This is a genomic window from Sorangium sp. So ce295 (genome assembly GCF_051527405.1).
Taxonomy (GTDB): domain Bacteria; phylum Myxococcota_A; class Polyangia; order Polyangiales; family Polyangiaceae; genus Sorangium; species Sorangium cellulosum_B.
Genome location: NZ_CP150324.1, coordinates 3,501,960 through 3,526,862, shown reverse-complemented (window position 1 = coordinate 3,526,862; position 24,903 = coordinate 3,501,960). Strand labels below are relative to the sequence as shown.

20 protein-coding genes are annotated in these 24,903 nt (G+C 71.8%); 8 read left to right on the top strand and 12 right to left on the bottom strand.

Annotated elements, in window-relative coordinates; all coding sequences use genetic code 11:
- Window positions 1–7 precede the first annotated feature (7 nt).
- Genes WMF11_RS13555 through WMF11_RS13545 form a run of 3 tightly spaced genes read right to left on the bottom strand, consistent with a single transcriptional unit; the run spans window position 8 to window position 2,075 of the window.
- The gene (locus tag WMF11_RS13555; protein WP_437908826.1) at window positions 8–610 is read right to left on the bottom strand and encodes a hypothetical protein; all 603 of its coding nucleotides are present in this window, start codon (window positions 608–610) and stop codon (window positions 8–10) included.
- A complete protein-coding gene (locus tag WMF11_RS13550; protein WP_437977770.1) occupies window positions 610–1,461 on the bottom strand; it encodes a hypothetical protein in 852 nt (283 codons plus the stop codon). Before WMF11_RS13550 ends, WMF11_RS13555 begins: the two co-directional genes overlap by 1 nt.
- Window positions 1,458–2,075: an RNA polymerase sigma factor gene (locus WMF11_RS13545; RefSeq protein WP_231864806.1), complete on the bottom strand. Its 618-nt coding sequence runs from the start codon at window positions 2,073–2,075 to the stop codon at window positions 1,458–1,460. Before WMF11_RS13545 ends, WMF11_RS13550 begins: the two co-directional genes overlap by 4 nt.
- Before the next feature lie 364 nt (window positions 2,076–2,439).
- Between WMF11_RS13545 and WMF11_RS13540 the strand changes: the two genes are divergently transcribed.
- The 3 genes from WMF11_RS13540 (at window position 2,440) to WMF11_RS13530 (ending at window position 5,671) form a co-directional block, all read left to right on the top strand.
- Window positions 2,440–3,444: a rhomboid family intramembrane serine protease gene (locus tag WMF11_RS13540; protein ID WP_437977769.1), complete on the top strand. Its 1,005-nt coding sequence runs from the start codon at window positions 2,440–2,442 to the stop codon at window positions 3,442–3,444.
- Between the two features lie 93 nt (window positions 3,445–3,537).
- Window positions 3,538–4,239 (top strand): PA14 domain-containing protein, encoded by a 702-nt coding sequence (locus WMF11_RS13535; protein ID WP_437977768.1) that lies wholly within the window; start codon window positions 3,538–3,540, stop codon window positions 4,237–4,239.
- A 130-nt stretch (window positions 4,240–4,369) separates the two neighbouring features.
- A complete protein-coding gene (locus WMF11_RS13530) occupies window positions 4,370–5,671 on the top strand; it encodes a GTP-binding protein (protein ID WP_437908821.1) in 1,302 nt (433 codons plus the stop codon).
- Between the two features lie 32 nt (window positions 5,672–5,703).
- On the opposite strand, the gene rodA is transcribed toward WMF11_RS13530, so the two are convergent.
- From rodA to WMF11_RS13490, 8 genes are all read right to left on the bottom strand, one after another.
- Window positions 5,704–6,840 (bottom strand): rod shape-determining protein RodA, encoded by a 1,137-nt coding sequence (rodA, locus tag WMF11_RS13525; protein WP_437552248.1) that lies wholly within the window; start codon window positions 6,838–6,840, stop codon window positions 5,704–5,706.
- Window positions 6,837–8,792, bottom strand: a complete 1,956-nt coding sequence (mrdA, locus tag WMF11_RS13520; protein WP_437908820.1) for a penicillin-binding protein 2 — start codon at window positions 8,790–8,792, stop codon at window positions 6,837–6,839. The genes rodA and mrdA overlap by 4 nt, the downstream gene beginning before the upstream one ends.
- Window positions 8,789–9,313: a hypothetical protein gene (locus tag WMF11_RS13515; protein WP_012235042.1), complete on the bottom strand. Its 525-nt coding sequence runs from the start codon at window positions 9,311–9,313 to the stop codon at window positions 8,789–8,791. Before WMF11_RS13515 ends, mrdA begins: the two co-directional genes overlap by 4 nt.
- A gap of 4 nt (window positions 9,314–9,317) precedes the next feature.
- Window positions 9,318–10,175 (bottom strand): rod shape-determining protein MreC, encoded by an 858-nt coding sequence (gene mreC, locus WMF11_RS13510; RefSeq protein WP_012235041.1) that lies wholly within the window; start codon window positions 10,173–10,175, stop codon window positions 9,318–9,320.
- A gap of 149 nt (window positions 10,176–10,324) precedes the next feature.
- Window positions 10,325–11,359 carry a rod shape-determining protein gene (locus WMF11_RS13505; protein WP_276598056.1) on the bottom strand — a complete coding sequence of 345 codons (1,035 nt, stop codon included), beginning with the start codon at window positions 11,357–11,359 and terminating at the stop codon, window positions 10,325–10,327.
- 113 nt (window positions 11,360–11,472) lie between these two features.
- On the bottom strand, window positions 11,473–11,634 hold the full coding sequence (gene rpmG / locus WMF11_RS13500) for a 50S ribosomal protein L33 (RefSeq protein ID WP_012235039.1): 162 nt from the start codon (window positions 11,632–11,634) through the stop codon (window positions 11,473–11,475).
- 195 nt (window positions 11,635–11,829) lie between these two features.
- On the bottom strand, window positions 11,830–12,759 hold the full coding sequence (locus WMF11_RS13495; protein ID WP_437908819.1) for an RNA recognition motif domain-containing protein: 930 nt from the start codon (window positions 12,757–12,759) through the stop codon (window positions 11,830–11,832).
- Window positions 12,760–13,287: 528 nt separating this feature from the next.
- Window positions 13,288–14,241: a prolipoprotein diacylglyceryl transferase gene (locus tag WMF11_RS13490; protein WP_437977767.1), complete on the bottom strand. Its 954-nt coding sequence runs from the start codon at window positions 14,239–14,241 to the stop codon at window positions 13,288–13,290.
- Window positions 14,242–14,516: 275 nt separating this feature from the next.
- Here WMF11_RS13490 and WMF11_RS13485 point away from each other — a divergent pair, with 275 nt between their 5' ends.
- The 5 genes from WMF11_RS13485 (at window position 14,517) to carB (ending at window position 22,962) form a co-directional block, all read left to right on the top strand.
- Entirely contained in the window at window positions 14,517–15,053 is a 537-nt protein-coding gene (locus WMF11_RS13485; RefSeq protein ID WP_437552244.1) for a MogA/MoaB family molybdenum cofactor biosynthesis protein, read from the top strand.
- The gene (locus tag WMF11_RS13480) at window positions 15,050–16,267 is read left to right on the top strand and encodes a molybdopterin molybdotransferase MoeA (protein ID WP_437977766.1); all 1,218 of its coding nucleotides are present in this window, start codon (window positions 15,050–15,052) and stop codon (window positions 16,265–16,267) included. Before WMF11_RS13485 ends, WMF11_RS13480 begins: the two co-directional genes overlap by 4 nt.
- 182 nt (window positions 16,268–16,449) lie before the next feature.
- Window positions 16,450–18,168: a carbamoyltransferase family protein gene (locus WMF11_RS13475; protein ID WP_437552242.1), complete on the top strand. Its 1,719-nt coding sequence runs from the start codon at window positions 16,450–16,452 to the stop codon at window positions 18,166–18,168.
- A gap of 357 nt (window positions 18,169–18,525) precedes the next feature.
- Complete coding sequence (gene carA, locus WMF11_RS13470; RefSeq protein WP_437977765.1) at window positions 18,526–19,692, top strand: glutamine-hydrolyzing carbamoyl-phosphate synthase small subunit; 1,167 nt, start codon at window positions 18,526–18,528, stop codon at window positions 19,690–19,692.
- A gap of 3 nt (window positions 19,693–19,695) precedes the next feature.
- Entirely contained in the window at window positions 19,696–22,962 is a 3,267-nt protein-coding gene (gene carB, locus WMF11_RS13465) for a carbamoyl-phosphate synthase (glutamine-hydrolyzing) large subunit (RefSeq protein ID WP_437908814.1), read from the top strand.
- A gap of 221 nt (window positions 22,963–23,183) precedes the next feature.
- Here the strand turns inward: carB and WMF11_RS13460 are convergent, their stop codons facing one another.
- Window positions 23,184–24,449: a collagen-like protein gene (locus WMF11_RS13460; protein ID WP_437977764.1), complete on the bottom strand. Its 1,266-nt coding sequence runs from the start codon at window positions 24,447–24,449 to the stop codon at window positions 23,184–23,186.
- Between the last annotated feature and the right edge of the window lie 454 nt (window positions 24,450–24,903).

Here is a 24,903-nt window from a genome sequence, read left to right as displayed (position 1 = left end):
GCGCCCTTCAGCGCGGCTTTTCCCCGGGGCCCGCCAGCGCCTCGGTGATCACCTGGTCCTGGATCGAGATCGCCCGCTCCAGCAGCCCGACCGCCCGCGCGCGGGCCTGCGTCGCCGCCTCGCGATCCCCCTTCGCTTCGAGCGCCTTCGCGCGGCGCTCCTCGACCACGCCCGCGACCTCGTAGAGGTGGCCTTGATAATGAGAGGGCGCCGGCGCCAACCGGAGGCCCGCGTCGATGTCGCGCGCCGCGGCGTCGAACTCGCCGGCCTCGCTCCGGAGCTCCGCCAGCCGGGCGTAGGTATCCGCCGTCACCTCGGCGACCTCCGGCGGCGCCCCCGGCGGCCTCGGCGCGGCGATGATCCCCTCCAGGGCGCGGAGCGCAGCGGCGCGATCGCCCGCGCCGAGCGCGACGTCGGCGGCATGGTGCGCCGCGCGCGCCCTCGAGAGGAAGGCGAGGAGCGTGGGATCGACGACCTGGGCCGGGGCGCACGCGCACGCCGGATCGCCCTGGCCCCCGGCAGCGCGCGCCCGCTCGTCGCCCGGGGCGCACCCGAGGTGCGCCGCCGCGAAGAGCCCCAGGCAGACGGCGACGAGGCGCGGGCCCCGCATCAGCGCACCCCCCACGCCGCGTAGCGGTTCTGGCGCAGATCGGACGCGCGCGCGGCGGCGATGCGATCGATCCGCTCCGTCTGACCGCCCTCCCGCGGAAAGGGCGCGGCCGGATCGAAGAGCGCGGCGGTCGAGCGCGCCTCGATCAGCAGGGGCCGCTCGGCGAGCGCCGCGGCCGGAGCAGCGGCCCCGGGCGCGCGCGCGACGGAGGCGCGCTCCTCGCTGATCTGGCCGACGATCAGCGCCACGGCCGCCGCGGCCGCGGCGAGCGTCGAGAGCGCCGCCATCGTCACCGGCGCGATGCGCCGGGGGCCGCGCGCGGGCGAGGCGCGGAAGGCCCTGTCGATGAGCGCGCGCCCAGGGAGCTCCGGGAGCGCCGCCGGACGCCACGCGGCCCGGAGCGCGACAGCGAGCTCCGCGAGCTCGTCGCGCGCGTCAGGCGAGCCGAGCGCGCCCTCGCCGCCGGAGCCGCCGCGCCCCGGTCCGCCGCCGGACGCGGCCCGGGGCTCCAGCGCCTCCCGCAAGCGCTCGGCGGCGCGCAGCTCGGCCTTGGTCGGCGGCGCGCCCTCGTCGCCGAGCGCGCGCGCGAGCAGCGCCTCGTGGTCCGCCCTGTCGAGCCCGGCGGGGCGGGCCGCCGCCCTGAGCGCGTCCGCGAGCGGGACCTCGCCGCGATCGAGCGCCTCCGCGAGCGCGCGCGCCGCGCCCAGCTCGTCGTCGGACGCAGGCGCGACGGGCTCCGCGCCGGGCACGACGAGCGCGAGCCGCCGGCCGCGATCCGCGCCGGCGCGGCGCTCCAGGGGCCCGTCGCCGGCCGGCGGCGAGCGCGGATCCGAGGGCGGCCGCGGCTTCATCGCGCTCCTTCCTTGCGCTCCGCGCGCGGCGCGGCGAGCGCCTTCTTCAGCGCGGTCATGGCGCGGTGCAGGACGACATCGAACGTCGCCACGCTGACCCCGAGCGCGAGGGCCACCTCGTCGCGGGGGCGCTCGTCGAGCACCCGTAACCGGATCGCCTCGGCGTAACGGGGGTTGAGGCGCCCGAGCGCGTCCTCGACGCGCGCCCGCGCGTCGGCGAGATCGCGCTTCTCGCAGAGCTCGGCCTCTCCGCGCGCGGTGAGGTCGGTCTCCGCGGCGTCGATCTCGCGCTGGAGATCCTCGGGCTCGAAGAGCGCCTCGCGGCGGCGCGCGCGGAGCATGTCGAGCGCGATGCGCAGCGCGATGACGCGGAGCCAGGGATAGATGCCGCAGCTCTGCCACTGGAACTGGTAGAACCGCTCGATCACGCGCGCGTACGTCTCGGCCAGAGCGTCCTGCGCGGCCGCGTCGGAGCCGAGGCGGGGCAGCAGCACCGCGCGGTACAGCGCTGGCCCGTACTTGCGGAGCAGCTGCCCGAGCGCGAGGCGATCGCCCTGCGCCGCGCGCTCGCACAGCAGGCGCTCCGCCTCGAGATCGGGCCTCGCTGCTGCCACCGCCGTCACAGCGGCGACGATACCCGGACGCAGAACGGAGCGCACCGGTGTCCGCCTCGCGCCCCTCTCCGGCCGGCGCGCCCCGCGGGGAAGGAGCGCCTGCGCGCCGCCGGCGAGCCGCCGCGGGCCCCCCGCGAGGAGGGCGCGCGGCGGCTCGCCAGCGACAGGCGGAACCGAACGCGGGAGGGCCACGGCATTCACCCCTCGACAACGGCCCAAACCCGTGGACCTTACGGCCAGGAGCCGCCACATTGTGCCGGCCTCCACGCCGAGCGTCCGGCGTGAAAGGAGCCCAGGTGACCCTCGATACAGCGTTCAGGTCCCCCCCACACCCCGGCGCCGGGCAGCGCTTCGGGGCCGCCCTGTGACGGCGGGGCCGTCCGGAGAACGGAGGCGCTCGCAGCACTGCGCGCGCTGCGGCGCCCTCAACGGCGGCGACTTCAGCCGCTGCATCCGCTGCGGCGCGCCGCTCCTCGCGCCTCCCGCCCACGCCGCGCCCGCCCGAGGACGCCTCGACGGGCGAAGCCTGCTCGCGACCAAGATCCTGGGCGGGCTCACGGCGTTCGTGTTCGTCGGCCAGCTGATGGCCGCGCACTCCCGCGATCTCGGGCTCCTCTCGGCGTGGGACACGTCGAGCTACCTCCGCTTCGGCGCGCTCCTCCTCGCGCCCGGCGTGCCCTTCGAGCCGTTCCGGCTGCTCTCCGCGGTCTTCGTCCACATGGGCGTCCTCCACTTCGGCATGAACATGGTGACGCTCGGCATGCTCGCCCGCGCCGCCGAGCCCGCCGTCGGCTCGGCGCGGTTCGCGATCGCGTACGTGCTCACGGGCCTGTTCGGCTTCGGCGCGAGCGCCGCATGGAACCTCTTCGTGCAGCCCGAGGTCGTGTGCACCGCGGGCGCGAGCGGCGCCGTGTTCGGCGTGCTGGGCCTCCTGCTCGGCTGGCTGCTCCGCCGCCGCGACCCGCGATGGAAGGACCTCGCGCTCCAGGCCGTGTTCTACATCGTCCTCTTCGGCTTCGTCGTGAACGCGTCGAGCACGGGCATCCGCATCAACAACGCCGCGCACATCGGGGGCCTTGTGAGCGGCGCGCTGCTCGGGCTGACCTACGCGGGCCCCGCGCGGGGCCGGTACGAGGGCGTGATGAACGCCGGCGCGCTCGCCAGCGTGCTCGCCTGCCTCGCCGCGCTCGCGCTCGCCCAGCGCTCGCCGGTCTGGCGCGCCGCGGAATCGCTCGACGGGAACGCGCGGCAGGAGGCGCCCGGGCCCGCGCTGCACGGCCAAGCCAACGGGCTCCCCGAAGACGCGCTCGACGCGCTCGGGGCTCGACCGGCTGGCTCGCTCGTGCCGGGGGCTCCTGACGCGACGTGACGCTGATTGCGGCGCACGGCTCGAACGTCTAAGCGCCATCCTCGCATTCACGTGGGGGCGGGCCAATCCGTCCGTTCCCTCTCAGGAGACGTCATGGTCCGAACCTCGTCGCACATCGCCTCGTGCGTGCTTGCCGCGTCTCTGCTCAGCGGCTGCCATGTCACCATCCAGAGCGGCAACACGCCGGCAGAGGCCTCGCCGCCGCCCCCGCCGCCCGCCAAGAAGACCTCCCGGACGCGCAAGCCGGCCAAGCCCGACCCGGAGCCCGAGCGGCGCAGGACCCCGAAGTGGCGCCTGCCCACGAACAACGCGCCGCGCATCACCGCCCCGAACGCGTTCGGCAACGGGGAGGGCGGCGCCTTCCGGGGGCTCGCGTACGTGATCCCCGAGAACACCCAGAAGCTCCCGACCTTCGACGGGCTCGTGCCGTTCGCTGTGCTGTTCACGGACAAGTTCGAGGTGAAGTCGCAGGACTTCGCCGGCGGCTTCCCGGGCGCGCTCGCGCAGAACGAGTGGTTCGCGATCCGGTTCGAGGGCGAGTTCAAGGCGCCCCAGGAAGGCGTGTTCCAGCTGAGGCTCACCTCGGACGACGGCGCGGTCCTCTACATCGACGACAAGCGCGTGGTCGCGAACGACGGAGTCCACAGCGCGAAGACCGTGGACGGCGAGGCCCGCCTCACGGAGGGGACGCACCGGCTGCGGCTCGATTACTTCCAGGCGCAGCGCGGCCAGGTCGCGCTCATGCTCCAGATCGGCCAGAAGGACAAGTTCGAGCCGCTCGTCGGCCTCCGCTGACGGCGCGCCGCGCCAGCCGCGCCTCCAGTGCCCCGCCCTGGCGGGCGCGCGGGGCGCGCGGCCGGCTTTCATGTGCCCGCGCACACCCCGGCGCTCTCGTTCGCCTTTTCGTGTATCGTCGCCGCCGCCCATGGCGTCGGTGAACCCACTGTCGCGCGAGCTCGTCTTCAAGGTCGTCTATTACGGGCCCGGCCTGGGCGGCAAGACGACCACGCTGGAGTACTTGCACGCCACGGCGAAGCCCGAGTACCGCGGCAAGCTCGTCTCCCTCGCGACGCCGGTCGATCGAACGCTCTACTTCGACTTCTTGCCGGTCCGGCTCCCGCAGCTGCGCGGGATGAACGTGAGGCTCCAGCTCTTCACGGTGCCAGGGCAGGTCTACTTCAACGCGACCCGGAAGCTGGTGCTCACGGGCGCCGACGGCATCGTGTTCGTCAGCGATTCGCAGGCCGTTCGCGCCGACGCCAACATGGAGAGCATGGAGAACCTGCGCGAGAACCTCGCCGAGCAGGGGCGGGCGCTGGAGCATGTTCCGCACATTTTCCAGCACAACAAGCGCGATTTGCCCGATTTGCTGCCGCTCTCGGAGCTCGACGCGATGTTGAACCCGTCCCGCGTCTTCTCGCTGGCCACGTCGGCGAAGACGGGGCTCGGCCTCTACGAGGGGCTCGAGGAGATCAGCGCCGCGGTCCTGCGCGCCTTCGAGAGCCGCCTGCCCGACGCGATGGGGAGAGGTCTGGGCGGGTTCGACGCGATCGAGGGCGGGCTCGCCACCGCCCTGCGTGACGCGTCGCCGCCGCCGTCGGCGCCGCTCGACGCGGTGATCTCGCGGCTCGCGCCGCCCAGCAAGCCGTGGTCGACGATGCCGCCGGACTCGACGATCGGCGATCCGAGCGAGGGCGCCGCCGCGCCCGGCGTGGCGGTGTCACCTGGCGGCGAGCTCGCGCCGCGCAGCGCCGGCGTCAGGGATCCGGCGAGCCGCGGGCTCCCGCCGTCGCTGCGGCTCGCCGCCCGGAGGCTGGCCGCGCCGGCGGACGCCCCGGCGACCGCGCGCGCGGACGGCCCGTCCGCGGCGACGAGGCACCTCGCCCAGCCGGGCCTCTCGTTCGTCGCGCTCTGGCCGACCGCCGAGCGGGAGGCGATCGCGGAGATCGAGGCGACGATCGCCGCGGAGCGGTATGCCGTCGCGCTCGAGCGCTGCGACGCGCTCGTCGCAGGGATCTTCGACAAAGCGGCGGAGCTCGCGGGATCGAGCGGCGCGGCGCGCGATCCGGCGACGGTGCCGGCGCTGCTCGGCCTGGACGGGCGCCGCTACCTCGGCTTTCGCGCCGTGGTCCGCAGAGCGCGCGCGGGCGGCGAGATCACCGAGCGCGACGCGCTCAAGGCCTTCGCGTTCGTCCTCGAAGCGCGGCTCGCAGAGAGCGCGATTTGAGCCCACGCGGCGGGCGCACGCTCGCCGCGCCGTCAGAGCCGATCGAGCGAGGCGACGCCGGAGTAGCGGCGCATCGACACGCTCATGAGCAGCGCGATCGCCACCATCACCGTGGTCACGCTCGATCCGCCGTACGAGAACAGGGGCAGCGTGACGCCGACGACGGGCAGCACGCCCGACGTCATGCCGAGGTTGATGACCGCGTGCCAGAAGATGATCGCCGCGCAGCCGACGCCGAGCACCGCGCCGAAGCGATCCTTCGCCATCGACGCGATGCGGATCCCCCACACGACGAGGAACGCGTAGAGGCACACGAGGACGATGCACCCGACGAACCCCCACTCCTCGGCGAAGACAGGGAACGGGAAGTCCGTGAACTGATCCGGCAGGAAGAGGAACTGGTTCTGGGTGCCGCGCAGGTACCCGCTGCCGAACAGGCCGCCGTTACCGATCGCGACGCGCGAGTGGTGGGCGTGCCAGCCGCGGTGCAGGAGATCCTCCTCGGGGTGGAGGAACACGAGCACGCGCGCGCGCTGGTAGTCGAGCAGCACGTACTCCCAGACGATCGGGATCGCCACCGCGATGGACACGACGAACAGCGCCGCGCTCCTCCACCGCACGCGCGTGACCGCCGCGATCGTCAGGAAGACGAACACGAGGATGAGCGCCGTCCCCAGATCGGGCTGCTTGAGCACGAGGAGCGCGGGGACCGCCGTCAGCGCCGCCGGGATCGCCAGATCGCGGAGGGTGCGGCCCTCGTTGCGCGGATCGTCGTGCAGGAACTTCGCCAGCGCGATGACCAGGAACACCTTCATGAACTCGCTGGGCTGGAACCGGAACGCGCCGAACTCGATCCACCGGGCGGAGCCGCGCACGTCGCGCGCGAGCACGAAGACGAGCGCCAGCGAGAAGACGCCGAACGTGTAGAGCACGTAGCCGAGGCGCTCGAGGTGCCGGTAGTCGACCGCGATCAGCACGCCGCCGATGATGCCGCCCATGAACAGCCAGTACACCTGGCTGATGTAGAGCTCCGCGCGCGCGCCGGAGTAGACGCTCGTCGCGCTGTAGAGGTTGACGACGCCGAGCACCGCGATGGCCACCGCGGCGATGAAGAGCGGCCAGTCGAAATGATCGCGATCGCGCGCAGAGAGAGAGTCACCCCGGATCATGGCGTGCGCCCCGACGCGGCGGGCGCGCGGCCCGCGCTGCTCTTGCCCGCGCGCGGCCCCTCGTTCGGGCCGCCGCGGCGCTCCTTCGCGAGCTCCTGGTACGCGCGGACCACCTCGAAGGCGACCGGCGCCGCGTGCTTGCCGCCCGTGCCGCCGTGCTCGACGAGCACGACCACGGCGACCTCGGGCGAGCGCGCCGGCGCGTAGCCGGCGAACCAGGCGTGCTCGCGGTTGAAGTACCAGACCCGCTCGGCCTCGACGCCGCGGGTGAGCCGGTGCGAGACCTGCGCGGTCCCCGTCTTGCCCGCCATCTCCACGCCCGCGACGCGCGCCTTGAACGCCGTGCCGCCCTCCTCGTTCACGCCGGCGACCATCGCGCGGTGCACGAGGGAGAGGTTCTCCGGCCGGATGTCGATCTGGCGGCGCACGCGCGGCGTGAACTCCTGGACGACCGTGCCGGCGCTCGTCTCGACGGCCCGCACGATCTGCGGCTGGTACAGCGTGCCGCCGTTCGCGAGCGCCGCATACGCGAGCGCGAGCTGGAGCACCGTGACCGTCGTCGCGCCTTGGCCGATCGCCGCGTTCAGGCCGAACCCGAGGCGGAACTGGCCCTTGTTCCGGAGCGTCATCCACGCCCGGGTGGGCATCCTGCCCCCCGCCTCGGCGTTGATGCCGAGCCCCGTCCGCGCGCCGAGCCCGTAGCGCTGGCCCATCTCCGCGATGACGTCCATGCCGACGCCGTACTCCGCCGCGAGCCGGTAGAAGTAGACGTTGCACGACTCGGCGATCGCCTGCTGCATCGCGACCGGCCCGTGCACGTGCGTGCACCGGAAGGTGCGCTTGCCGAACGTCAGCGCGCCCCGGCACCGCGAGGACTGGCGGGGATCGATGAGCCCCTTCTCGAGCGCCGCCAGCGCGGTGAACGGCTTGAACGTCGAGCCGGGCGGGTACGCCCCGGACAGCGTCTTGTCGAGCGCGGGCTTCAGCGGATCGGAGTAGAGCCTCCGGAACGCGTCGCGGATGACCTGCTTCCCCGAGCCGCCGGAGAGCGCGTTCGGGTTGTAGCCGGGCTTCGAGTACAGCCCGAGGATCCGCCCGGTGCGCACGTCGATGACCGCGACGCCGCCGGCGAGCTCGCCGCGCATCGCCTTGTCGATCGCCTTCTGGATGTCGGCGTCGAGCGTCAGCCGGAGATCGCGGCCGGGGATCGGGTCCACCCGCCGCGGCTCCTCGATGATCCCGTCGCCGCCCGTCCTGCGCCGCCCCTTGGCGTCGACGAGCACCTTCTCCCAGCCGCGCGTGCCGCGCAGGTAGCTCTCCCAGGCGCGCTCGATGCCGGTGACGCCGATGCGATCGCCCTCGATGTACCCGACGCTGCGGAGCGACGCGAGCCGCTCGGCGTCCACCTCGGCCATGTAGCCGAGGACGTGCGAGCCGACCTCCTCGTACGGGTAGTAGCGCACCGGGACGGGCACCACGTCGACCCCCGGCAGCTCGGCGTCGTGCGTCGCCAAGGTCGCCACGGCGTCGCGCGAGATGTCCTCCTTGAGCAGGATCTGCTGGTTCTTGCGCGGGCCCTCGTCGGCGCGGATCGAGGTGATCAGCGCCTCCAGCCGCGCGCGCTCCTCGATCCCGATGCCGAGGTACTCGACGAGCTTCGGCCAGATCGTCTCCATGTCGAGGCGCCGCGGGACGACGTAGACGTTGTACGACGGCCGGCTGGCCGCGAGCACCTTGCCGTTCTTGTCCCGGATGATCCCGCGCGTGGTCGCGAGCGTCACGCGCCGAACGATGTTCTCGCGAGCGATGGCCTTGTTCTCGTCGACCTCGAGGATCTGCAGGTAGAACAGGCGCCCGAGGAGCACCATGAATCCGACGACCATGCCGAGCGCGATCCACCGGAAGCGCCGACGGAACTCGCTCACGTCGGAGCGCTGGACGAGCAGGCTCACCGCGGGCTCTCCCCTGGCCGCGGGACGTTGATCGTCGCCTGGTGCACGCGCTCGGCCAGCCGGAAGACGAACGGCGCGAACAGCGCCGTCGAGATGGCGTGCGGCGCGACGAGCCGGGCGAGCGCGCGGGTGCGCGCCGCGTCGCCCCCGAAGATGGCGGTGAGGATCACGATGAGCACCCCCTCGACGAGGCCGAAGACGAAGGCCAGCGCGATCTTCGTGAGGAGCGTCTGCGCGGCGAGCCGCACGCCGGCCGCCCGCGAGACGACGAAGGTCGCGACGGTGATGAAGGTGAACAGGCCGACCGGCGCGCCGGTGAAGAGATCGAGCAGGTACCCGAGCAGGAACGCGAGCGCGGCGCCCCGCGCGATCGAGTACTCGTGCACCCCCATGAACACGACGAGCGGCAGGAGCAGGCTCGGCGTGGAGCCCGGGATGTTCAGCTTGCCGATGAGCCGGAACAGGTTCGACTGAAGGATCAGCAGGGCGGCCCCCATCGCCAGGAACGCGGAGTTTCTCATCGCGTCACCTCCGCTGCGCCTGGGGGGGCGTCTCCTCCGGGGGCGTCGTCGTCACGATGAGCACCTCCTCCAGCCGGGAGAAATCGACCGCCGGCGCGACGTACACCTGCTGGTAGATGCCGAAGTCGCGGCGGACGACCTGCGTCACGGTCCCGACCGGGATCCCCTTCGGGAAGCGCCGGCCGACGCCGCTCGTCACGAGCAGATCGCCGACCTCGATCTCGTCGGTGCGCTGCACGTACTCGACGCTGCAGGAGTACTTGCTCTCGTCGCCCGTGCCGCGGACGAAGCCGCGCGCGCCGGTGCGCTCGACCACCACGTCGACGCCGCTGCCCCCGTCGACGACGAGCCGCACGTCGACCGTGTCGCCGGCGCTCTTCAGCGTGGTGCCGACGACGCCGTCCGCGGAGAGGACCGGCAAGTTGGAGCCGATGTCCCGCGCCTCGCGATCGAGCGTGACGCGGACCACCCGGAAGAAATCGTTCGTGCTCTTGCCGACGACCTGGGCGCTCACCACGTCGGTCCGGAGGCTCTGGCGCAGGTCGAGCAGCCTGCGCAGGCGGCGGTTCTCTTCCTCGAGCGCCTCGAGCTTCCGCACCCGCTCTCGGAGGCGGGCGATCTGCGAGGCCTGCCTGGCGTTGTCTTCCTTGACGTCGACCAGGTAGATGTAGTCGCCCCAGAGGTTCGAGAGCCCGCGCGCCAGCGTCGCGGCCGCGTACTGGATCGGCGCCGCGATGCTGATGATGATCCGGTCGGCCCCCGTGTTCTGCTTGGGGTCGCGCATGCTGGCGCGCAGGAACCAGAACGGCACCGCGAGCGCCAACAGCACGATCACGAAGTCGCGGTAGCGTTTGAGGTTCACCGTGGCTCCCGGACCCAGGTAGTACGAGGCGCCCCGCGAGGCCACCCCTCTCGACGCCGCGCGCGGCGCCCACCCCGGCGCGGGGCGGCTCGCCGCGCGCCGCAAACACCCCCGCCGGCGTGCTCACGGGCGGGACACGAAGACGACCCTCAGCTGATCGTGACCTCTTTCAAGAGCTCGAGGTGATCCAGCGCCTTGCCGCTGCCGAGCACCACGGCGCTGATCGGGTCGTCGCACACCATCACGGGCAACCCCGTCTCCTCGCGGAGGAGCACGTCGAGGTTCTTGAGGAGCGAGCCGCCGCCGGTGAGCACGATGCCCTTGTCGACGATGTCGGCCGCCAGCTCGGGCGGCGTGCGCTCCAGCGCGATGAGAACGGCGTCCACGATGGCGTTCGTCGGCTCGCTCAGCGAGTCGCGGATCTCGTCGGAGTTGACGACGACCGTCTTGGGGATGCCCGCGACCATGTCGCGCCCCTTGACCTCCATCGTGAGCTGCTGCTCGAGCGGGTACGCGTTGCCGATCGTGATCTTGATGCGCTCCGCGGTCTGCTCGCCGATGGCCATGTTGTACTTGCGCTTCATGTAGGCCATGATCGACTCGTCCATCTTGTCGCCGCCGACGCGGACGCTCTGCGAGTAGACGATGCCGGCGAGGGAGATCACGGCGACCTCGGTCGTGCCGCCGCCGATGTCGACGACCATGTTGCCGCTCGGCTCGGTGATCGGCAGCCCGGCGCCGATCGCGGCCGCCATGGGCTCTTCGATGAGGTAGACCTCGCGCGCGCCAGCGCCCTCGGCGCTCTCCTTCACCGCCCGCTTCTCGACCTCGGTGATGCCGAACGGGACGCAGATGATGATGCGCGGCTTGACGAGCGTGCGGCGGTTGTGTGCGCGCGCGATGAAGTACCGGAGCATCGCCTCGGTGATCTCGAAGTCGGCGATGACGCCGTCGCGCAGCGGCCGCACCGCCTGGATGTTGCCGGGGGTGCGACCGAGCATCTCCTTCGCCTCGCGGCCGACGGCGAGCACCTTCTTGCCGCCGCGAGCATCGCGCTGGACGGCGACCACCGAGGGCTCGCATGACACGATCCCCTTGCCCTTCACGTAGATGAGGGTGGTTGCGGTGCCGAGATCGATCGCGAGATCGTTCGAGAACAGGCCGTAGAGCCAGTCGAAGATCATCGCTTCGCCCTAGAAAGGAACAAGGTTAAGCCGAGCACCGCGGAGGACGCAGCAGCCCGACCAGACGCCCGCTCGAGCGGGTCCGGCGGCAGCGGCCAGCGGTGCAGCGTGGCCTAGCCCTTCGAGATCTTGCCTTCTTTGTGCTCGGTGTGCTTGCGCTCGGTCGGGCAGAACTTCTTGATGACGAACTTGTCCGTCATCGTCCGCTTGTTCTTCGTCGTGTGGTAATTCGCGCGGCCACAGTTGCCGCACGTCAGCTTGATTATGTCGCGCATCGGAGGTCTCCGAAGACAGGGCCGACCTGTTTCAACAGGCGGCCCTGGTTGAACCTAGGCACGGGCAGCACGGGAAGCGCTAGCACCGCAACCGGCGTGGGGCACCAGAGGACGTATGTCGGATCAGCGACGCCCGACCGCCCGTCTGGAGGGCGCTACCCTACGAGAAACGATGCAGTTGTCAACCGGGAGCGCTCATTCGTCATCCCAGTCGTCACCGGTGCGGCCGCGATCCCAGTTCTTGTTGTTGCTGCGCCGGCCACCACCACCAGCGCCGCCACCGGCCCCGGGAGGACCGTCCCCGTCGTGAGCGCCGCGCCGACGGCGATCATCGAACGTCTTGCGCGCAGGCGGCGGAGGAGCTCCACCACCGCCGCCGCCGCCGGCGAAGCCGCCGCCACCACCGCCGAAGCCGCCGCCGCCGCCGGCGAAGCCGCCGCCACCGCCGCCGAAGCCGCCGCCACCGCCGCCGAAGCCGCCCGGACGGTCCTCGCGCGCCGGCCGCTCCCCCTTCGGGTGAGCGAGGTTGACGACGAGGCGCCGGCCGCGCACGTCCACGCCGCGCAGGGCATCGATCGCGCCGCGCGCCGCCTCGGCGCTCGCCATCGTCACGAAGCCGAACCCGCGCTTGCGACCGTCAGGATCCATGGGGAGGTGCACCCGCACCACCGGACCGGCGCCGGTCGAGCCGATGAGCCCCTCGACTTCCTCGACGCTCGCGTCATAGGGGAGATTGCCGACGTAGAGGGTGCGATCGGGCGCAGCAAGCCCGCCGCCGCCCATACCGCCACCGCCGCCAGGGCCACCTGGACCGCCGCCGCCGGGGCCACCGCCGGGGCCCATCGGGCGCCCCTCGCGCCGCGGCGGCTCGGCCTGGAAGGGGCGGACCGAGATGGACTTGCCGCCCTGAAATGAACCGTCGAGCGACTCGCGCGCGGCGTTGGCTTCGCCGGTCGTCGAGAGTGTGACGAAGCCGAACCCGCGCGGACGACCCGTCGCGCGATCTTTCGGAAGACTGACCTCGACGACGTTGCCGCCGGTGGCCTCGAAGAGCTGCCGCAAAACGTCTTCGGTGATGGAGTCGGGCAAGCCCGCCACGAACAACTTACGCGAATCTTCAGCCATTGTAGAAAAACCTGGGGTTGGCCCCTGCGTTCCCTCTTATTTGGTCCACTCGCTCCGTGATCGATGTCGATGACGCGGAGCCTTTCGCGAGCGCGCCTCGGTCGCTCCTCCATCGGCGGAAGGAGCGGCCGAGCTCAATCGAGCGAAGGTCGGCAGGCCGACCCTCTGGTGCAAACTCCACCCCACGATATCTGGCGCCCCTGGCGCGTCAAGGGACCCGCCACGGGCGGGCGAGCCAAATGAAGGCCCGGAAGGAGCCGTCAGCCGACCCTCCGCGCCCCTCCGCGCCCCCTCCGCGCCTTCGCCCCTCACGCGAACGCCGGTCCGGAGGACCCGGGCGCCGGTCCAGGCGACCAGGGACCCCGCAGCGCGCGCTCCGTCACAGGCGGGCGTCGCCGGACCGGCGCTCGGGAAACCCGGCGCTCGGGAGGGCCGAGCGGTCCAGCGCCGCCCGGCGGATGAGCGCATCGCGCGGCGTGGATCTGCCCGAAACCCGAAACGACCGGTCCAAGGCGCCCAGGTCCGGGATCACCTCTCGGCCCGGGCGCGGGAGGCCCGAGGCGCCTCGGCCTCATCGTCCTCGTCGGACGGATCGTCGTCCGCGACGCGCGAAGCGCCGTCCAGCGGGCTCGCCCCGGCGCTCGACGGCTCGCCGCGCGCCGCCATGCGCAGGAAATAGAGCCCCACCGCGAACAGACCAAAGCATGCCCACTGCGCGGGAGTGAGACCGGCATAACGCGGATCGCCGCCGACGACCGTGCCCTCCCGCTCGCGCAGGAAATCGAGCGCGAAGCGCACCGGAGCGTACGCGATGCACATGATCCCGGTATAGAAACCGAGAGGACGATGGGGGTTCCGGCGCCAGAGCACCGCGAACGCGATCGCGAGCGGGATCGCGAGCACACACTCATATAGGCCGAGATCGAACCGGCCGACATGCCCCGTCCCGAGCGGGTATTGGACCGCGAACCATGCGTCGGAGATACGGCCCGGATGATCGTGGACCGACGCGCAGCCCGCGCGCCCGAAGACCCACGCGAGCGGAAACGCGCTGTTGACGACCTCGCAGTAGGGCATGATCCGCTCGCGGCGATAGAAGCGCCACGCGAAGGCGCCGATCAGCGCGCCGGTGAAGCCGCCGAAGCTCGACAGGCCGTCCCAGAGCGCGAAGAGGTAGAGAGGATCTCGGGCGACCCGCTGCGGGTGATAGAAGATCGCGTCGAGGACGTGCCCACCGATGAACCCGGCCGCCACGACCCAGAAGATGAACTCGCTCATCTTCTTCTCGTCGAGGCGCCGCTCGCGCGCGTGCCGCGTGGCGACCACGGCGCCGATGTAGACGCCGAGCGCCACCAGCGTTCCGAACGGCTTGATCGAGGGCGGCTTCGCCGGATCGATGAGCTGCCCCACGAGCGGGATGTGCTCCAGGAAAGCGAGCGGGATCTCGGGGAGCTCGATGTAAGGGATCAGAGGGCCTGACACGTCGCTCCCCTAGCGCAGCGACGAGGCGAAAGCCATCCGCCGTCGATGACGTCGGAGCGACAAGGCCGCTTCACGCGCCGCGGGGGCGCGCTGAGCGCGGCGGGGGCGCCAGGGACGCAGCGAGGCCGCCTTCGCCCGGTCGAGCGCCGCGCCGCCGCGCCGCGAGGCCACCGCGCCCGCGCGAAGTCCGCCGCGACGTCGCGCCGGCGTCGTCAAGAGTTCGCCAACCGCGGGAAGAGTTCGCCAACCGCGGGGGACAGGCGTAAACCTGCCGCATGAGCCGCTCCCCCGTGCGCGTCGCCACGCTGACGCTCAGTGACACCCGCACCCTCGACGATGACGAGGGCGGACAGCTCCTCGGCGAGCTCCTGAAGCGCGCCGGCTTCTCCGTGACCTCCCACGCCGTCCTCCGCGAGGAGCCCGAGCTGCTGCGCGCGGCGATCGCTCAGATCGCGGACGCAGGCTCGGCCGACGCGGTCGTCACCACGGGCGGGACCGGGATCGCACCGCGCGACCGGACCCTCGAGGCGCTCGCGCCGCTCTTCGAGAAGACGCTCGACGGCTTCGGCGAGGCGTTCCGGCGCCTGAGCTGGGACGCGATCGGGCCGAACGCCATCCTGTCGCGCGCCGCGGCCGGCGTCGCGCGAGGGCTCGTGGTGATCGCGCTGCCCGGCAGCCCGAAGGCGGTGGAGCTCGCCGTCACGCAGATCATCGGCCCCGTCCTCGCGCACGCGGTCACGCTGGCGTCCGGCAAGGGCGGACACCACCACCGGCCCCCGCAGCCCGTGCAGGGCGAGGAGCAGCGCGGATGATCCCCTTCGAAGAGGCGCTCGATCGGCTGCTCGCGACCGCTGCCCCGGTCGGCCCCGAGCGGGTGCCGCTCGACGACGCGGCAGGGCGCGTGCTCGCCGAGGACATCGCGGCGGCCGACGCGATGCCCGCCTTCGACTACAGCGCGATGGACGGCTACGCCCTCGCCTCGGCCGACCTCGCGGGCAGCGGGCCCTTCAGGCTGCCCGTCCGCGGCGAGAGCGCGGCCGGCCGCCCGCTGCCGGCGCTCCACCCGGGCACGGCGTGCCGGATCTTCACCGGCGCGCGGCTGCCGCCCGGCGCCGACACGATCGCGCCGCAGGAGGACGCCGCGCGCAGCGGCGACGAGATCACCCTGCAGGAAGCGCCGCGGGCGGGCGCCTGGGTGCGCCGCCGGGGCGCGGACCTCGCGGAGGGCGCCGTCCCGCTGCGCAGAGGAGCGCGGCTCACCCCGGGGAAGGTCGCGCTCGCGGCCGCGCTCGATCGCCCGAGCGTCCTCGTCGCGCGCCGCCCGGTGGTCACGGTGATGTGCTCCGGCGACGAGCTGCGCGCGCCCGGCTCGCCCGGCCCCGCGGGCACGATCCCGGAGTCGAACAGCTACTTCATCGCCGCGACCGCGCGAGCGGCGGGCGCCGCGGTCCGCATCGCGCCGTTCGTCCCCGACGACGCGGCGCGCGCCGCCGAGGCGGTGTCGACGGCGCTGCGCGGATCCGATCTCGTGGTGACCGTCGGCGGCGTGAGCGTCGGCGACCACGACATCGTCCGCCCCGCGCTCGAGGCGGCCGGCGTATCGCTCGATTTCTGGCGCGTCGCCATCAAGCCGGGCAAGCCGCTCGCGGTGGGGCGCGCCGAGCTCTCGCGGTGCGGCGTCGTCCACGTGCTCGGGCTGCCAGGCAATCCGGCCTCGGCCTCGCTCACGTTCGTCCTCTTCGGCGTGCCGCTGCTCCGCGCGCTCCAGGGCGACGCGGCGCCGCGGCCGCCCCGCGTGATCGTCCGCGCGGACAGCGCGCTCCGGCGCCAGACCGGTCGCGCCGAGTTCCTCCGCACCCGCCTCGACGCCTCGAGCGGCGAGCTCGTCGCCCGCATCGCCGCGAACCAGGCGTCGGGCGCCGTCACGAGCTTCGCCGAGGCCGACGCGCTCGTCCTCGTGCCCGCCGATCGGGAGCGCATCGACGAGGGCGATCGCCTCGAGGCCATCCGCCTCGCGGAGATCTGATCGCGCGCCGCGCAATGCCGCGCATTGCCGCGCATTGCCCACGGCGCGCGGCATTGCCTCCAGCGCACAGCATTGCCACGCGGCCGGCGAATTTACGTCACGAACCCGCGCTCCATCACGCCTCGCTCGGGCGGAGGGCTCACCTTGACCCTCGCGCGGGGGCGCCGGAAGATGGCGGAGCCATGCTCATCCTCGGGATCAACGCCTACCACGGCGATGCGTCGGCAGCCCTGCTCGTCGACGGCCAGCTCGTCGCGGCGGCGGAGGAGGAGCGGTTCAGCAGGATCAAGCACTGCGCGGGCTTCCCGCGGCTGGCGGTCGAGTACTGCCTCGGCGCCGCGGGCGCGCGGGTCGAGGACATCGATCACATCGCGATCAGCCGCGACACGAGGGCGCACCTCGGCGACAAGCTCCTCTACGCGCTGACGCGGCGCTCGCCGGCGGGGCTCCTCAAGGGCTCGCTCGGCGCGAGCGACCCGAAGGTGCACCTCGGCGCCGCGCTCGGCGTCGACCCGAAGCGCATCCGCGCCGCGTCGCACAGCGTCGAGCACCACCGCGCGCACCTCGCCTCCGCGTTCTTCCCCTCGGGCTTCGACGAGGCGGCGGTCCTGTCCATCGACGCCTTCGGCGACTTCGTCAGCACGATGTGGGCGCGCGGCCGCGGCAACAAGCTGGAGATCCTCCGTCACGTCGGCTTCCCCCACTCGCTCGGGCTGTTCTACTCGGGCCTGACGCAGTACCTCGGGTTCCCCAAGTTCGGCGACGAGTACAAGGTCATGGGGCTGTCGGCCTACGGCCAGCCGGATCTGCTCGACAAGCTCCGGCAGGTGGTGCGCGTCAAGGACGGGGCGTTCGAGCTCGGGCTCGAGTACTTCCAGCACCACACGAAGGGCATCGCGATGACCTGGGAGGGCGAGCCCCGCTACGGCCCCATCCACTCCGAGCGCCTGATCGACCTGCTCGGCCCCGCCCGCAGCCCGAAGAGCGGGATGGAAGATCGCTTCATGGCGGTCGCCGCCTCGACGCAGGCGGCGTTCGAGGAGGTCTACTTCGAGCTGCTCGCGACGGCGAAGCACCTCACCGGCTCGCCGCGCCTCGCCCTCGCGGGCGGCTGCGCCTACAACAGCGTGGCGGCCGGGAAGATCCGCCCGAAGGGGCTGTTCGACGACGTCTTCATCCAGCCCGCGGCCGGCGACGCGGGCACGGCGTTCGGCGCGGCGCTCTACGTCCACCACCACAAGCTCGACAACCCGCGCGGCTTCCACCAGACGCACAGCTACTTCGGCCCGGCCTTCTCGCAGGAGACCATCGACGAGCTGCTCCGGAAAGAGCAGGTCGCGTTCGAGACGCTCCCCGACGAGGACCTGATCCCCCGCGTCGCCAGGGCGATCAGCGAGGGCAAGGTGGTCGGCTGGTTCCAGGGGCGGATGGAGTACGGCCCGCGCGCGCTCGGCAACCGCAGCATCCTCTGCGACCCGCGGCGGCCGGACATCAAGGACGCGATGAACGAGCGGATCAAGCGCCGCGAGATGTTCCGCCCCTTCGCGCCGGCGCTGCCCCTCGAGCGCGTCGGCGACTACTTCGAGCAGACCTCGCCGGACCCGTTCATGGTCAAGGTCTACAAGATCAAGCCCGAGCGCCGCGCCGAGATCCCCGCCGTGACCCACGTCGACGGCACGGGGCGCCTCCAGACGGTGACCGCCCAGGAGAACCCGCGCTACCACGCGCTCCTCAGCGAGTTCGGCCGGCAGACGGGCACGCCCGTCCTCCTGAACACCTCCTTCAACGCGAGCGAGCCGATCGTTTGCACCCCAAAGGAAGCGCTCGACTGCTTCCTCCGGACCAAGATGGACGTGCTCGTGCTCGAGCGGGCCTACCTCGAGCGCGCGCCGGCCCTCTAGGCAGACCGCGCGCGCTCCGGGCAGGCCGCGAAAAGCCCGCCGGAAGCGGCCGTGGAGGCGCGGCCGAAAGTTCGTGGTTGACGTGGAGCGAGGGGACGGCAAATGGGCGTCCCCGGCATGTGGAAGAACGGGACGCCGGGCGCCCTGCCCCACCTCGACGGAGCGCCGGAGCAACCGGCTCCGGCGACCGGGGGTGCTTGGACGCCTTGCCTCGAGCATGATGCCGGCCCGCCGCGCGGCGTGCGCGCGGACCTGGTACCCCATGGGCCCACGGCGCTGCATGCGCTCACGGCCCCTCCTGCGTAAGGGTCCGCGCCGCGGCGGCCCAGGCGGTCAAAGAGGATGGATGCGAATCGGATGAAGCTCGTACTCGAAGACGGGACGACCATGACGGGCCGGTGCTTCGGCGCCCCGCGCGCGGTGAGCGGCGAGGTCGTCTTCAACACCGGCATGACGGGGTACGTCGAGACGCTCACGGATCCCTCGTACAGAGGCCAGATCCTGACGATCACGTACCCGCTCGTGGGCAGCTACGGCGTGCCCGCGCCGCGGAAAGCTGGCAGCGTCGACGGGCCCTACGAGGCCGACCGAATCCAGGTGCAGGGGCTCGTGGTCCAGAGCTACGTGGAGCGCTACAGCCACCACGCCGCGGTCCGCTCGCTCGGCGCCTGGCTCGCCAGCGAGGGCATCCCGGCGATCACGGGGATCGACACGCGCACGCTGACGCGGCGGCTCCGGGAGGCCGGGACGATGAAGGGCTGGCTGTTCCCGGCCGAGATGGACCTGGAGCGGGTGAAGCGCTCGGCCGAGGCCGTGGACATGCGCGAGGAGGTGTTCCGCCTCGTCTCGCCCCGCGAGCCCATCACGTACGAGGGCGGCCCCCTGAAGGTGCTGCTCATCGACGCGGGCGCGAAGGACAACATCGTCCGCTCGCTCCTGCGGCGCGGGGTCACCGTCATCCGCGCCCCCTACCACGCGCCCATCGCCGAGCTCGCCGAGAGCGCCGACGGCATCCTCATCGGCAACGGCCCCGGCGACCCGAAGGACCTCGGCCAGCTGGTCGCCGCGCTGCGCGGCTTGCTCGGGACCTACACGAAGCCGATCTTCGGCATCTGCCTCGGCAACCAGATCCTCGCGCTGGCCGCCGGCGGCGACACCTTCAAGCTGCCGTACGGCCACCGCGGGGTGAACCAGCCGGTGCAGGACCTCCTGAGCCGCCGCTGTTACGTCACGAGCCAGAACCACGGGTACGCGGTGAAGCACGAGTCGCTGCCCGCCGAGTGGGAGCCCTGGTTCGTCAACATCAACGACGGCACCAACGAGGGCATCCGCTCGCGGCTCCGCCCCTTCTTCAGCGTCCAGTTCCACCCCGAGGCGACGCCCGGGCCCGAGGACGCGGGCTACCTGTTCGACGACTTCCTCCGCCTCTGCGGCGCGATGAAGGGGTCCTCCGATTCGCGACTCAAGACCGCGGGGGCCGCTGCCGCGGAGCCCCGCGCCACCCCCACCGCAGGAAGGAGCTGAGCCATGTACGGCGCGTATCTCCCCAAGAAACCCCGGCGCGTCCTCGTGCTCGGCTCCGGCGCGCTCCAGATCGGTCAGGCCGGCGAGTTCGACTACTCGGGGTCGCAGGCGATCAAGGCCCTCAAGGAAGAGGGGATCGCCACCGTCCTCGTGAACCCCAACATCGCCACCATCCAGACGAGCGAGGGGCTCGCCGACCGCATCCACCTCTGCGCGGTCACCCCGGAGTTCGTCGAGCGGATCATCGTGAAGGAGGAGGTCGACGCGATCGCCCTCTCCTTCGGCGGGCAGACGGCGCTCAACTGCGGGCTCGAGCTCCACGATTCGGGCATCCTCGACAAGTACGGCGTGCGGGTGCTCGGCACGCCGATCAAGGCGATCCGCGACACCGAGGACCGGCGGCTCTTCATCGAGCGCCTCGACGAGATCGGCGTGAAGACGGCCCGCAGCCGCGCCTGCCGCTCGGCGGCCGAGGCCATGGCGGCGGCGCGCGAGATCGGGTTCCCCGTGATGCTCCGCGGCGGCTACGCGCTCGGCGGCAAGGGCAGCGGCATCGTCGAGAGCGAGCGCGACCTCGAGGACGCCGTGCGCCGCGGCTTCGCCGGCGGCGTGCCCCAGGTGCTCGTCGAGGAGTGCCTCCGCGGCTGGAAGGAGATCGAGTACGAGGTCGTCCGCGACGGGCGCGACAACTGCATCACCGTCTGCAACATGGAGAACCTCGACCCGATGGGGATCCATACCGGGGAGTCGATCGTCGTCGCCCCGTCGCAGACGCTGAACGACGAGGAGTACCAGCTCCTCCGCTCGGTCGCGCTGAAGACGATCCGCCACCTCGGCATCGTGGGCGAGTGCAACATCCAGTACGCGCTCGACCCGCACAGCGCCGATTACCGGGTCATCGAGGTGAACGCGCGCCTCTCCCGGTCGAGCGCCCTCGCCAGCAAGGCGACGGGCTACCCGCTCGCCTACGTCGCCGCGAAGATCGCCGTCGGCTACACCATGCCGGAGATCGCCAACGCGATCACCCGCAGGACGACCGCGTTCTTCGAGCCGGCGCTCGATTACCTCGTCTGCAAGGTCCCGCGCTGGGATCTCGGCAAGTTCCGCGGCGCCTCGATGCGGATCGGCAGCGAGATGAAGAGCGTCGGCGAGGTCATGGCCATCGGCAGGACGTTCCCCGAGGTCATCCAGAAGGCGCTCCGCATGCTCGACATCGGGGTGAAGGGGCTCGACCCCGACGCGTTCACCTTCAAGGACCTCCGCGACGAGCTGCAGAACGCGACGCCGCTCCGGATCTTCGCCGTGGCCCGCGCGCTCCAGGAGGGGATGTCGGTCGACGAGATCCACAACCTCACCAAGATCGACCGGTGGTTCTTGAACCAGATCGAGCCGATCGTCCGGATGCACCGGGACCTGAAGACGCTCAAGGTCGCCGTCCCCGCGCAGGCCGACAAGGCCGCGCAGGAGCCGGCGCTCGAGGAGGCGACCCTCCGGGAGGCGAAGCAGCTCGGCTTCAGCGACCGGATGATCGGCACGCTGACCGGCGCGCCGCGGGGCTCGATCCGGGAGGCCAGGAAGCGGCACGGCGTCGTGCCGCACCTCGCGCAGATCGACACGCTCGCGGCGGAGTTCCCCGCCGAGACGAATTACCTCTATTCGAGCTACCACGCGTCGGCCACGGACGTCGCGCCGTCCTGGCGGAAGAAGATCATGGTGCTCGGCTCCGGCGCCTACCGCATCGGATCGAGCGTCGAGTTCGACTGGTGCTGCGTCAACGCGATCCGCGCGGCCTCGGAGCTCGGCTACGAGACCATGATGCTGAACTACAACCCGGAGACGGTCAGCACCGACTACGACACGTGCGACAAGCTGGTCTTCGACGAGATCAGCTTCGAGACGGTGCTCGACATCTACGAGCGGGAGCAGCCCTACGGCATCGTGGTCAGCATGGGCGGGCAGGTCCCGAACAACCTGGCGCTCCGGCTGCACGAGGCGGGGGCGCGCATCCTCGGCACGAGCCCGGGGAGCATCGACACCGCCGAGGACCGGAAGAAGTTCAGCGATCTGCTCGACCGGCTGGAGATCGACCAGCCGCGCTGGGCGCACGTCGTCGACGCGGGCCAGGCGGGCGAGATCGTGAACAAGCTCGGCGGCTTCCCCGTCCTCGTCCGCCCGAGCTACGTGCTGAGCGGCGCGGCCATGAGCGTGGCGCACGAGCCCAACGAGCTCGATCGCATCCTCGCCCGGGCCAAGGCCGTCTCCCCCACCTACCCCGTCGTCGTGTCCAAGTTCGAGACCCACGCCCGCGAGGTGGAGATCGACGCGGTCGCCGATCGCGGGGAGATCATCCTCTGGGCGATCAGCGAGCACATCGAGAACGCCGGCGTCCACAGCGGCGACGCGACGCTCGTCCTGCCCCCGCAGTCGCTCTACATCGCGACGATCCGCAGGATCAAGCAGATCGCCCAGCAGGTGGCGCGGTCGCTCTCGATCACCGGGCCGTTCAACATGCAGTTCTTGGCCAAGCACAACACGGTCAAGGTGATCGAGTGCAACCTGCGCGCGTCGCGGAGCTTCCCCTTCGTGTCGAAGGTCACGGGGAACAACTTCGTCCGGGAGGCGATGCGCAGGATGCTCGGCGTGTCGCAGCCGGTCGAGAACCGCGGGCTCGACCTCGATTACGTCGGGGTGAAGGCGCCGATGTTCTCGTTCTCGCGCCTCGTGGGGGCCGATCCGATGCTCGGCGTCGAGATGGCGAGCACCGGCGAGGTCGGCTGCTTCGGCGACGACATGCACGAGGCGCTCCTGCACTCGCTGCTCGCGACCGGCTTCAGGTTCCCCAAGAAGGGTGTGCTGCTGTCGCTCGGGCCGCTCGAGGACAAGTACTGGTTCGCCGACGAGGCCCGCGTCATCGCCGAGCACCTGAAGCTCCCCATCTTCGCGACGCCGGGCACGGCCGAGGCGCTCCGGGCGCTCGGGCTCGAGTGCACGAGCCTCGCGAAGCAGCCCGACGAGGGGGAGACGGCGATGAGCGCCATCGAGCAGGGGAAGGTGGATCTCGTGATCAACATCCCCCGCGAGTACGACCAGCTCGGCCGTCCGGACGGCTACCTGATCCGGCGGCGCGCTGTCGACGCGAACATCCCGCTCCTCACGGACCTCCAGCTGGCGCGGGCGGTCATCGGGGCGATGCGCGCGAAGAGGATCGAGGATCTGCGGACCCTGTCCTACGACGAGTACCTCGCGCGGAGCCCGGTGGCGCTCAGGTGACCTGAAGCGCTAGCGCGGCGAAGAGCGGCTCCGGGTGGCTCGGGAGGTTGTACCGAGCCGCCCGGCCCCGCGACGGACACTCCCCCACGGGGCCGGCTGCCCTCCCGAGAGCAGAACCAACACCGGCCCTCGCCGCGCCCCGCGACGGATGCCCCCGCACGGGGCCTGCCGACTTCATCAGAGCAGAGGTAGGTGCACGAACCCAGACGGCGGGCTCGCCTTCAGTCGTTCGTGACGATGAACCAGCCGTTCACCATGCCGTTGCCGGTCGACGAGGTCGATCCCTGGATCGGGCTTGTCCCCTCATTGCGGAGGCACATGCCGACATTCCATTCGCCCTCTGGCAGCACCGTCGTGGCAGAGACCGAGTAGGTCGTGCGGGTCGGCGTGAAGTAGTGGCTCGCGAAGGTGCCGCCGAAGAAGTTGACGAGCTCGCCGGTGCCGCCGCGCCGCTGGTAACAGAGGCCGAGCGGGGCGACGAACGCAGCGCTGGACGCCCGCAGCCCGAGCGGCGCAGAGGCCGATCCGGTCACGCGCTGGCTGCCGGTGATGGTCACCGACCCCGGGGGGCCGACGAAGACATACGCGGCGCTGCCACCATCAAAAAGGGGAGCAACGTTGCCAGCAATCGCGATCGTCGCGACCACACCCGTCGGCCCCTGAGGCCCTGTCGCGCCCACTGGCCCGGTCGGTCCCTCGGGCCCCATCGGCCCCTCGGGCCCCATCGGCCCCTCGGGTCCCATCGGGCCCTCGGGCCCCGTCGGCCCCTCGGGTCCCATCGGCCCCTCGGGCCCCATCGGTCCCTGGGGCCCCATTGGCCCCTCGGGCCCCATCGGTCCCCTCTCGCCGGGCAGGCCAGCCGGCCCCGTCGGCCCCGCCGGCCCCTCGGGCCCTGTCGCGCCCACGGGCCCCTCTGGCCCCTCTGGCCCCTTCGGCCCCTGGGGCCCTGTCGGTCCCTCCGGCCCCTGGGGCCCTGTCGGACCCGTCGGTCCCATGGGACCCGCGATTCCGCTCGAGTTGCCCACCCAGTTGCCGCTCTCGTCGATGACGACCCTGCCGCCGATCTTCACCAGCTTCGGCGTGATCTCACCAACAGCGTTGTTCGCGACCATCGCGTACGGGACGCTCCCGATCGAAGCGCGGGGCTCCATCTCCTGATCGTCCCCGACCGTGATTCCGATGTAGCGAACCGAGCCGTCAAAGACCTTCGCGGATTGCTCCTCGGTGAAGTCGAGCACGGTGGAGAAAAAGCCTTCGTCGAACGAGAGCGCGATCTCCTCGCTCCAGAGCGGCTCGTCGTCGTCCTCGGCGGCGTAGATGGCGAACGTCACCGAGAGGACGTCATTGACCGGCTCGCCGTTGGCCGTGAAGAGCCGCCCCTGATGCGAGATCTGCATCGGCACGGCGGCGGCGGCGCCGCGCACGAGGCCGACGGAGGCGGCGAGAAAAACACCCATCGCGAGGACACGCCGTCCCATCCCGTTCATGGCACGCTCCCGTTCGCCCCGACCAGACCGCCCTGCACGCGGTAACTCGGTGAGGTCGTCTTTCCCTGATTCTGCGTCGGCTGACCGAGCGTGAAGACCATGCGATAGCTCGGACTCCTCACGACCTTCCCCGCGCTGACCATCTCGCCCGCGGCGATGCCCCGATCCCCCACCTCGGGACGCCCACCTGCCCCACCCCCGCCCGCCGAAGCCACAGGATCGCCTGCACCGGCCCCGCCAGCCCCCCCGAGACCTTCACCCCCCGACCCGGCCCCAGGCACGGACACGTCGGGACTGCCGCAGCTACAGCCCGGAGACACGGCGAGCGATGCAACAGTCAAGCCTAGCCACACCGGGAATTGCAGTCGCGCCATCAACGTGTTCCCCTCTGCTTCCGGGGCTTACGATCCGGACCAGGAAGGTACGCGCCCGGCCACCAAGGTTCAATCTATTC